General features: G+C 72.3%; 6 protein-coding genes. 2 read left to right on the forward strand and 4 right to left on the reverse strand.

Annotated elements, in window-relative coordinates; genetic code table 11:
* On the reverse strand, positions 1–1514 hold a 1514-nt coding region (locus tag ACFXA3_RS26050; RefSeq protein WP_385190689.1), incomplete at its 3' end, for a TIM-barrel domain-containing protein.
* A 195-nt stretch (positions 1515–1709) separates the two neighbouring features.
* Between ACFXA3_RS26050 and ACFXA3_RS26055 the strand changes: the two genes are divergently transcribed.
* Complete coding sequence (locus ACFXA3_RS26055) at positions 1710–3692, forward strand: acetoacetate--CoA ligase (protein ID WP_385190691.1); 1983 nt, start codon at positions 1710–1712, stop codon at positions 3690–3692.
* A 72-nt stretch (positions 3693–3764) separates the two neighbouring features.
* A complete protein-coding gene (locus ACFXA3_RS26060; protein WP_385190693.1) occupies positions 3765–4685 on the forward strand; it encodes a hypothetical protein in 921 nt (306 codons plus the stop codon).
* A gap of 90 nt (positions 4686–4775) precedes the next feature.
* Here ACFXA3_RS26060 and ptsP read toward each other — a convergent pair whose 3' ends face one another.
* From ptsP to ACFXA3_RS26075, 3 genes are all read right to left on the reverse strand, one after another.
* Complete coding sequence (gene ptsP, locus ACFXA3_RS26065; RefSeq protein ID WP_385190694.1) at positions 4776–6446, reverse strand: phosphoenolpyruvate--protein phosphotransferase; 1671 nt, start codon at positions 6444–6446, stop codon at positions 4776–4778.
* A gap of 75 nt (positions 6447–6521) precedes the next feature.
* Positions 6522–6971: a PTS glucose transporter subunit IIA gene (locus ACFXA3_RS26070; RefSeq protein WP_385190696.1), complete on the reverse strand. Its 450-nt coding sequence runs from the start codon at positions 6969–6971 to the stop codon at positions 6522–6524.
* A gap of 335 nt (positions 6972–7306) precedes the next feature.
* On the reverse strand, positions 7307–7557 hold a 251-nt coding region (locus ACFXA3_RS26075), incomplete at its 5' end, for a hypothetical protein (protein ID WP_385190697.1).

The following is a 7557-nucleotide window of genomic DNA, read 5'->3' on the forward strand; positions in this document are numbered from 1 at the left end:
CCCGGCCGCCCCGCGGCCCGCAGCCGGACCAGCCCCTCCCAGCCCGCCCGCGCCATCCCGAGCGCGTACACGTTGTGCGCGGCCCGGTGGTCCCCGCCCGCGCCGTCCATCGAGTGCCGCGCCGAGCGGGGCAGCGTCATGTCCCCGAACGGCGCGAAGGACACCGGCTCGTTCATGTCGTGCCACACCCCGGCGAAGCCCTGCTCCAGCCGCTCCGCGTACAGCCCGCCCCACCAGGCGCGCACCGCCGGATCCGTGAAGTCCGGGTACGCGCACTCGCCGGGCCACACCTCGCCCCGTACCTCCTGCCCCCGCGCGTCCCGCACGAAGGCCCCGCCCGCCCCCACCGCACGGCCCGACGCGTGGACGGCGTCGCCCGCCTTCACCGCCGGGTCGACGATCGACACGAGCCGTACGCCCTGCTCCGCCAGTTCCCGCGCCAGCCCCGGCAGATCCGGGAACCGCTCCTTGTCCACCGTGAACACACGGTGCCCGTCGTAGTGGTCGATGTCGAGGTGGACCGCCGACAGCGGAAGCCCGCGCGCCGTGTAGCCCGCCACCACCCGCCGCACCTCCTGCGCGCTCCCGAACCCCCACCGCGCGTGCTGGTACCCGAGCGCCCACTCGGGCGGCACGGCGGCCCCGCCGGTCAGCCCCGACCAGCCCTGCAGCACCCGCGCCGGCGTCCCCACCAGCACCCAGCAGCGCAGCGGCCCGCCCTCCATGCGCAGCTCGCTCGTCCCCGGGCGGTCCGCCCCCGACCCGGCGCCCTCCTCGCCCTCGCGCAGCGCCACCCGGCCGTCCCAGGAGTTGTCGTGGAACACCAGGTGCGTTCCGGCGTCCGCCACCACCATCTGCACCGGCATCGTGATGTACAGCGGGTCGTCACCCGGCCCGAAGCCGCCCTTGGGGTCCGTGTTCCACAGCCGGTACGCCCCGTCCCGCAGCCGCGGCCCGGCGGCCCGCCCGCCCAGCCCGAAGAACCGTGCGTCCGCCGGTACCTCGGCCCGCTGGAGCCACCGCGCCTCGGCCGGCGCCCCGGCGACCGGCTCCGCCGGCTCCCACCAGCGCGGCGGCAGCTCCCGGCGCAGCACCGTCCCGCCCGGCGTCCGCACCTCGACCGCACCGTGCCGGGACACCGCCACCGTCACCCGCTCCGAGACCACCCGCCAGCCGCCGCCGGTGTCCGGTTCCAGCACGGCCCGCGGGTCGGGCTCGGGCCCGCTGCCCACCAGCGCGTACGAGGGCGTGGGCCCGGCCCCGTCCCAGCCCCAGAACACCGCGCCGCCCACCGTGACCCGTACGAGCAGCTCCGAGCGGGTGAACCGCAGCACCCCTCCGCCCGGCCGCGGTTCCGTACCGGTCAGCAGGCCCGGCACCCGGGCCCGCTCCGCGCCCCGGCGCGGGAGCCCCACCGCGTCCACGCGCCGGTTGCGCCAGGCCGAGCGCCACGCGCGCCGCCCGCGCTCCGTACCGATCTCTTTCACCGCACGCACCAGATCACGACCGTTCATGCTGCTCACCCTGCCACCGGCCGCCCATCGAGCGGGCACCGTTCAACTTCCGTTCACTCGTCCATGAGGCCCCTGGTGCGGACGTAGATCACATGGCATGGTCCCTGTGAGCCGCCGCGCACACCCATCGCGCGAACGGCACCGCACACACCCACGCACACCGCGCGCGCCGCAGACTTGACCGGGAGCCGACCCATGACCTCAGCCACCCAGCCGGAACCCCTCTGGTCCCCGAGCCCCGAGCGGATCGCCGCAGCCCGCATCACCGCCTTCCAGGCCTGGGCCGCGGAGCGGTTCGGAGCCCCCGCGGACGGTGGCTACCCCGCGCTGCACCGCTGGTCCGTCGACGAGCTCGACATCTTCTGGCAGGCCGTCGCCGAATGGTTCGACGTCCGGTTCACCACCCCCTACCGGTCCGTCCTCGAGGACCGCTCCATGCCGGGCGCGCACTGGTTCACCGGAGCCACCCTCAACTACGCCGAGCACGCCCTGCGCGCCGGCGAGGACCCCGCGCGCGCCGAAGACGCCGCCCTCCTGCACGTCGACGAGACCCACGAGGCCACCCCCGTCAGCTGGGCCGCGCTCCGCCGCCAGGTCGGCGCGCTCGCCGCCGAGCTGCGCGCCCTCGGCGTACGCCCCGGCGACCTGGTGAGCGGCTACCTCCCCAACATCCCCGAAGCCGTCACCGCGCTCCTCGCCACGGCCGCCGTCGGCGCCGTGTGGACCTCCTGCGCCCCCGACTTCGGCGCCCGCAGCGTCCTCGACCGCTTCCAGCAGGTCGAGCCGGTGGTTCTGTTCACCGTCGACGGCTACCGCTACGGCGGCAAGGAGCACGACCGCCGCGACACCGTCGCCGAACTGCGCGCCGAGCTCCCCTCGCTGCGCGCCGTCGTCCACATCCCGCTGCTCGGCACGCCGGCCCCCGAAGGCGCCCTGGCCTGGTCGGACCTGACCTCCGGCGACGTCGAGCCGGTTTTCGAGCCGGTCCCGTTCGACCACCCGCTCTGGGTGCTCTACTCCTCCGGTACGACGGGCCTGCCCAAGGCGATCGTGCAGTCCCAGGGCGGCATCCTCCTGGAGCACCTCAAGCAGCTCGGCCTGCACTGCGACCTCGGCCCCGAGGACCGGTTCTTCTGGTACACCTCCACCGGCTGGATGATGTGGAACTTCCTCGTCTCCGGCCTCCTCACCGGCACGACGGTCGTCCTCTACGACGGCAGCCCGGGCTACCCCGACACCGGGGCCCAGTGGCGGATCGCCGAGCGGACCGGGGCCACCCTGTACGGCACCTCCGCCGCGTACGTCATGGCCTGCCGCAAGGCCGACGTCCACCCCGCACGCGACTTCGACCTGTCCGCCGTGAAGTGCGTGGCCACGACCGGCTCGCCGCTGCCGCCCGACGGCTTCCGCTGGCTCCACGACGAGGTCGCCGAGGACCTGTGGATCGCCTCCGTCAGCGGCGGCACCGACGTCTGCAGCTGCTTCGCCGGCGCCGTCCCCACCCTCCCCGTCCACATCGGCGAGCTCCAGGCCGCCTGCCTCGGCACCGACCTCCAGTCCTGGGACCCGTCCGGCAAGCCGCTGACCGGCGAGGTCGGCGAGCTGGTCGTCACCAACCCGATGCCGTCCATGCCGATCCGGTTCTGGAACGACGAGGACGGCAGCCGCTACCGCGACAGCTACTTCGAGATGTTCCCCGGCGTCTGGCGCCACGGGGACTGGATCACGATCACCGACCACGGCTCCGTCGTCATCCACGGACGCTCCGACTCCACCCTGAACCGGCAGGGCGTCCGGATGGGCTCCGCCGACATCTACGAGGCCGTCGAACGCCTCCCCGAGATCAAGGAGTCCCTGGTCATCGGCCTGGAGGAACCGAACGGCGGCTACTGGATGCCGCTGTTCGTCCACCTCGCACCCGGCGCGACCCTCGACGACGACCTGCGCGGACGCATCAAGGCGACGATCCGCGAGGAGCTCTCCCCGCGCCACGTCCCCGACGAGGTGATCGAGGTCCCCGCCATCCCGCACACCCTGACGGGCAAGCGCATCGAGGTCCCGGTCAAGCGCCTCCTCCAGGGCACGCCCATGGCCAAGGCGGTCAACCCCGGCTCGGTCGACGACATCGACCTCCTCCACTTCTACGAGGAGCTGGGCCGCACCCGCACCCGCGACTGAGGTCACTGTCAGTGGCGTTGGTTACCGTGAGTGAGCAATCGAATGCGCTCGATGCACCACTCAGGGGGAGCCATGCCACGGACACGTCACCACACGCGCCGCACCGCCGGCCGCACCACCCGGCGCCGCATGCTGCGCCGCGAAGTCCCCAGCACCGTAGGCCTCCTGGCCGACGCCGGGGACTTCGCGGCCATGCGCGGCTACCGCAGCTTCACCTTCGACCACCACGACGACTACACCGACTACCTCCGGCACGTCGACGGCCTGCTCCGGTCCCTCGCGGCCCAGGGCATCCACACCACCGTCGCCCTCTTCGACCCCGCCGAGTACGCCGAGTTCTGCACGGAACACGGCATCGACCCGGACACCGCCGAAAGCCGCACCCGCTTCACCGCCGAACTCGCCGGCACCAGCGTCGTACTGCCCTACACCGGCCAGCCCGTCGACGAACTCGTCCCGCTCCTCGTCGACGAGGCCGTCCGCCAGGCCACCTGGGAGTACGCGACCACGCTCCTCGCCGGCGTCGGCAGCTGCGCCGACTGCGGCGAGGACATCGGCCACGCCTCCTTCGCCCGGGCCACCGGAACGCTCAGCCGCCTCGTCGACGGCGCCGGCCCCGGCCACCACCACCTCGTCTGCAGCGTCCCCACCCAGGACGAACAGCTCGTCGCCGTCCTGCACGCCGAGGTCACCGCGGACCGGGACGGCCCGGCCCGCATCGAGGGCCGCGAAAGCCTCGACTTCGTGAGCGTCCTCGCCGCCGGACTCGCCCTCGGCGGCCCCGGAGGACTCGTACTGCGCAGCACCACCGAGGGGCTGCCCGACCGCGTCCACGGCTGGCGCCTGGACCGTGGACGCCTGGTCCCGCTCTCCGCGGCCTCCGTGTTCAACGCCTACTGCACGGACGCCGACACCGGGGACCCCGTGCCCCCCGAATCCGGCGTCGAATACTGCCCCGGCTACGAGGTGGACGACCCCACACCCCACCACTAGCGGGTGTCCGGCCGCCCGGCCCGACACGAGAGACGACCGAGGGGCCCCCGCCACCGGCGAAGGCCCCTCGATCGACACCACCCCGCCCGGCTACTCCCCGGACAGCACCGCCTGCGCGGCCACGCGGGCCTCCTCGGCACTGTCGGCCGCACGCGCCGCGGCCGCGGCACGCTCGCACTGCGCCAGCGTGTACTTGGCGAGCGTCGCCCGCACGTAGGGAATCGAAGCGGCACCCATCGACAGAGAGGTGACACCCAGACCCGTCAGCACACAGGCCAGCAGCGGGTCGGAAGCGGCCTCGCCGCAGACACCGCAGCTCTTGCCCTCCGCGCGGGCGGCCTCGGCCGACATCGCGATCAGGTCCAGGAGCGCCGGCTGCCACGGGTCCTGGAGCCGCGACACCGCACCGACCTGACGGTCCGCGGCGAACGCGTACTGGGCCAGGTCATTGGTGCCCAGCGAAAGGAACTCGACCTCCTGGAGGATCGAGCGCGCCCGCAGCGCGGCGGAGGGGATCTCCACCATCGCCCCGAACTTCGCCCTCAGCCCCGCCTCGCGGCACGCGTCCGCGAACGCCCGCGCGTCCGTCCGGTCCGCCACCATCGGGGCCATGACCTCAAGGTGGACCGGCAGCCCCTCGGCAGCCTTGGCCAGCGCGGTCAGCTGCGTGCGCAGCACGTCCGGGTGGTCCAGCAGCGACCGCAGACCGCGCACGCCCAGCGCCGGATTCGGCTCGTCGGCCGGCGTCAGGAACTCCAGCGGCTTGTCGGCGCCCGCGTCCAGGACGCGCACGACGACCCGGCCCTCCGGGAACGCCTCCAGCACCTTGCGGTACGACTCGATCTGCTTCTCCTCGGACGGCGCCTTCTTGCTGTCGTCCAGGAACAGGAACTCGGTGCGGAACAGGCCCACGCCCTCGGCCCCGGCCTCCACGGCCGCCGGCACGTCCGCCGGACCGCCCACGTTGGCCAGCAGCGGCACCTTGTGGCCGTCGGACGTCGCACCCGGACCGGACGAGGCCGCGAGAGCGGCCTTGCGCTCGGCGGCCGCGGCCTCCAGCTCCGCCCGCTTCTCCGGGGTCGGCTCGACGAACAGGTCGCCGGTGCTGCCGTCCACCGCGATGACCGTACCCTCGGCGATCTCCCCGGCACCCGGGAGCGCCACGATCGCCGGCACGCCCAGCGCCCGCGCGAGGATCGCGCTGTGACTGGTCGGCCCGCCCTCCTCGGTCACGAAGCCGAGGACGAGCGCCGGGTCGAGCAGCGCGGTGTCGGCGGGAGCCAGGTCCCGCGCGATCAGCACGTACGGCTCGTCGCTGTCCGGCACGCCCGGCATCGGCACGCCCAGCAGCCGCGCCACGATCCGGTTCCGGACGTCGTCCAGGTCGGCCACCCGCCCGGCCATGTACTCCCCGGCACCCGCGAGCAGATCCCGGTAGGAGGCGAACGCGTCGTATACCCCGCGCTCCGCCGTGCTGCCGACGGCGATGCGCCGGTCGACGTCAGCCATCAGCTCGGGGTCCGTGGCGATCATCGCCTGGGCCTCCAGCACGTGCTGGGCCTCGCCACCGGCCAGCTGGCCGCGAGCGATCAGGTCGGCGGACACGGCCTCCACGGCCTTGCGGGCGCGCCCCTGTTCGCGCTCCGCCTCGTCCGCGGTGATCTGCTTGGCCGGCGGCTCCAGAACCGCCGTGCCCATGTGCCGCACCTCGCCGATCGCCACACCGTGGCTCACGCCGACGCCTCGCAGCGTTGTCTCCATTTCACCCGTCTCCGATTGAGCGGCGGCCCCAGCCGCCGCGGTGGATGTCCGACTCGCCCTCGCGGGCGGACCAGCTCACTGCCAGCTGAAGAGGACGTCGTCGGCCTTCACGTCTCCGGACTCGACGACGTCGCCAAGGGCGTCCGGGGTCGCCTCCAGTGCCACGACGGGGCAGACCGGAGACTTGCCGGCGTCCTCGACGGCCTGCGGGTTCCAACGGATGACGGCCTGGCCGCGGGTCACGGTGTCGCCCTTGTTGACGAGCAGCTCGAAGCCCTCGCCGTTGAGCTGAACGGTGTCGATCCCGAGGTGGGTGAGTACGCCGTGTCCTTCGCTGTCGACGACGACGTACGCGTGCGGGTGCAGGGAGACGACCACACCGTCGACGGGGGACACCGCCTCCGAGGGCTCACGCACGGGATCGATGGCGGTGCCCGGACCCACCATTGCGCCGGAGAACACCGGATCGGGTACTGCCGCGAGTCCGATGGCGCGCCCGGCAAGTGGGGACGTCACGCTGGTCATGGGGGGCCTCCCAGGGGTGGGGCTTCTTCGTGTCGTCGTCACAATCTGTCCTGTAACGACGTACTTTCAGAAGGGTATGTCATGACACGTCCCGGTTCGCCCGACATGAACCCCCTGCTGGGAGCCCCGGCGCGCGACCGCGACGACGTAGTGGACTAGACCATACGCCTGAATCGATTTGCTTGGGCACCACGGGCCCTGTACTGTCGTGACTCCCGCCAGGACGTGCCGCGTGAACTTCTCGCGAACAGCCGATGGACGGGAATCCTCCTCTTCAGTGCAGATCCTGATCCGTGCTGCTTCTCTTATGCCTATTGGGCATATCGGGTGAGTGGTCAAGGAGCAGGAAAAGCCCTGATAGAGTCGGAATCGCCGGAAAGGGAAAACGCGAAAGCGGAGGACCTGGAAAGCAAGCGAGACTGACTCTGATAGAGTCGGAAACGCAAGAACGAAGAACGAAAGCCCGGAGGAAAGCCCCAGTAAGTGTTACTGAGGGTGAGTACAAAGGAAGCGTCCGTTCCTTGAGAACTCAACAGCGTGCCAAAAATCAACGCCAGAAGTTGATACCCCGTCCACTTCGGTGGAT

Source organism: Streptomyces sp. NPDC059456, from assembly GCF_042750055.1.
Classification (GTDB): Bacteria; Actinomycetota; Actinomycetes; order Streptomycetales; family Streptomycetaceae; genus Streptomyces.

Excerpts from the sequence above, each read along its gene's own strand:
- ACFXA3_RS26070 (WP_385190696.1), bottom strand. The coding sequence starts at position 6,971 with ATGACCAGCGTGACGTCCCCACTTGCCGGGCGCGCCATCGGACTCGCG.
- ptsP (WP_385190694.1), bottom strand. The coding sequence starts at position 6,446 with ATGGAGACAACGCTGCGAGGCGTCGGCGTGAGCCACGGTGTGGCGATC.
- ACFXA3_RS26060 (WP_385190693.1), top strand. The coding sequence starts at position 3,765 with ATGCCACGGACACGTCACCACACGCGCCGCACCGCCGGCCGCACCACC.
- ACFXA3_RS26055 (WP_385190691.1), top strand. The coding sequence starts at position 1,710 with ATGACCTCAGCCACCCAGCCGGAACCCCTCTGGTCCCCGAGCCCCGAG.